This is a genomic window from Candidatus Ruminimicrobium bovinum, assembly GCF_902760015.1.
GTDB lineage: Bacteria > Elusimicrobiota > Endomicrobiia > Endomicrobiales > Endomicrobiaceae > Ruminimicrobium > Ruminimicrobium bovinum.
Genome location: NZ_CACWEU010000003.1, coordinates 1 through 2,461, shown reverse-complemented (window position 1 = coordinate 2,461; position 2,461 = coordinate 1). Strand labels below are relative to the sequence as shown.

At 24.4% G+C, this 2,461-nt stretch carries 3 protein-coding genes and 1 pseudogene; all 4 read right to left on the bottom strand.

Annotated elements, in window-relative coordinates; all coding sequences use genetic code 11:
* A pseudogene (locus ACMUOV_RS00045) lies at window positions 1–904 on the bottom strand (hypothetical protein); the annotation flags it as partial.
* A gap of 14 nt (window positions 905–918) precedes the next feature.
* On the bottom strand, window positions 919–1,389 hold the full coding sequence (locus ACMUOV_RS00040; RefSeq protein WP_413852559.1) for a glycosyltransferase family A protein: 471 nt from the start codon (window positions 1,387–1,389) through the stop codon (window positions 919–921).
* Window positions 1,390–1,447: 58 nt separating this feature from the next.
* Window positions 1,448–1,735 carry a hypothetical protein gene (locus ACMUOV_RS00035; RefSeq protein ID WP_413852557.1) on the bottom strand — a complete coding sequence of 96 codons (288 nt, stop codon included), beginning with the start codon at window positions 1,733–1,735 and terminating at the stop codon, window positions 1,448–1,450.
* Window positions 1,736–1,845: 110 nt separating this feature from the next.
* A complete protein-coding gene (gene rpsT / locus ACMUOV_RS00030) occupies window positions 1,846–2,115 on the bottom strand; it encodes a 30S ribosomal protein S20 (RefSeq protein ID WP_413852555.1) in 270 nt (89 codons plus the stop codon).
* Window positions 2,116–2,461 lie beyond the last annotated feature (346 nt).

The following is a 2,461-nucleotide window of genomic DNA, read 5'->3' as shown; positions in this document are numbered from 1 at the left end:
GAAATAGAATTAGTTTTTTATCTTTATACATTTTTTTTAAATTAAGAGGATCTTTTAATTTAATATTTGGGTCGTAATAAGATTCGTCTGTTCCAATATAAACTGTTTTAACATTTCTTGTACTTCTTTTCATTTCGTTATACATTATATCCTTGAGATGAGAAGTACATACATATGTTGAATCTATAAAATCTGAAACTGCATTTGAATCTTTTGGAAATCCTCCATTTCTTAATGTTAAATTTTCTGCGTGTATATAATCTACAATTGGAAGATTATTGAATTTACATTTTAACCAAGGTAATATATAATAGCCATAATAACTATTGGTTACAAAAACTATATTTATACGTCTGCTTTTTATTATATATTCAATGAATGATGGCCAATCTTTCTTTTTTAGAAATGTTGTTAAATCGAAATACTCATCAACATATTCTTCAAAATCAGGTCTTAAAATATAATCACATTTTTGAGTTGTTATTATACTTATTTCATAACCACTTGATTTTAATCCTTTTATTAAATTTAAATTGAATATTTCTGCTCCACCTGAAACTGCCCAAGGAAATATAAATAAAATTCTCTTTTTTAAATCTTCAGGAACAATAGGTTTTCTATTTAAATATATTTTTCTTGGAATATCTGTAAAATCTATTTTATTATTATCATTATCATCAAAACTAATTACATCTTGCTTAAATTCTAGAATTTCAGAAACATTACTTAAATCATATGATTTACTAGGCTTTTCAGGAGAAATTCTGCGCCAATAACCATAATAATCCATTTTTAAAGGAACCAAGTTTTGATTTAGGTTTGGATTATTTAGGTTTGAAGTAAGGAATATATTTTTTCTTACAAATACTCCTGAAGAAGATATATTTTTATCTTCTATTATCATTATACTGTTATTTATTAATCTATTTTTTTACCAAATTCAACTGTATACGAATATGCAAAATCGGCTTCTTTATTAAGAAGCATAGAAAAGTAACCACATTCTAATAAAGTTTTATCTATAAGATCATTTTCCTCAAAATAAAAAATCAAATCTGTTGAAGATTCTTTTATTCCTGTTAATTTAGCATCTTGAACTGAATTATATTTACTTTTTATAAGTTTTATTTGATTGTTTTTTAAAAGTTTATTATCAAGAAAAACTTTTTTTGTATTTGTTACAATAATCCACTCCCAATATGGAAATGTTTGGTTTTGTAATGATTTTAACATTTCTAAAATAAATTCTGAATTAGATTTTTCATTACAAACAGTTACAACACTCACTAGTGGTGCTCCGTCATTTTTACTTTTGCGCTTTGTTAATTTATTAATAGATGTTGAAAAAAAATTAAAATGACGCATTTCTCTTTTACTATTTATTTGCATAATTCGCCTCCGTACAATCATACTAACTAGTAAATTATACCACGAAAATGAAAAATTATCAATTGTTTTTGCCTTTTTGTAGCTTATTAAAGGATACTCCTAAAACAAGAAAATATACAATAAACATTGAAAAACTATGTACTAATAATGAACTTGCTTCAAATAAAAATTTAGATGGCTTGTAATCGATATATAAAGTCATCAGAAGAACCGAAAAAAGTAAAGCAATAAAACTTATTTTAATACCTGTTTCAGTTACCTTTTTAATTGGTGAGTTTAATTTTTCGGTAGAAAAAACTTGAAATAGTTTCTTAATTATAAAAATATATCTTGTAATATATATCATGATTTACCTCCAAAACTATGCTTTAAATTAATAATAACATAATTAATTTGATTTTTACATGGAAATAAAAGACATAAAAAAACAACCTATTGTTTAGGTTGTTTTAATATTTATTTTGTACTCATTGCATTTAATTTTTTAGATAAAGCTGATTTTTTTCTAGCAGCTGTATTTTTAACAATAACGCCTTTTGTACAAGCTTGATCTATTTTCTTTGTTGCAAAAGAAAATGCTTTAGTTGCTTCTTTAACATCACCTTTTGAAACAGCTTCTTCAAATTTCTTAACAGCTGATTTATATCCAGACTTTATAGAATTATTTCTTGCAGTCTTTGTTTCAATTACACTTACACGTTTAATTGCAGATTTAATATTTGGCATTTTTGCACCTCCCTTAAACAGATACTAATTTTTAACAAATACTATTTTACCACGAAAAATAACATTTGACAAGAGATAATTGAAAATTTTGAAATATTTAAAAAGTAACTAAAAAATGCTTAAATCATATTATATATAAAAGGCTTTGCCTAAATAATAGAAAGGATGAGTTATATATGGAATATGATAAAAATATATGTCCAGTTGTAAAAGTAGATGGAGTAATAGAAAAAGGTAAACAATATGATGTTGATGTGACATTACCAGGAGATGATAGAAATGTAATATATGGAATAGTAAAAGATTGCTATAAGGATCCTGTAGAAGATGCTGTTGTGAAATTAAT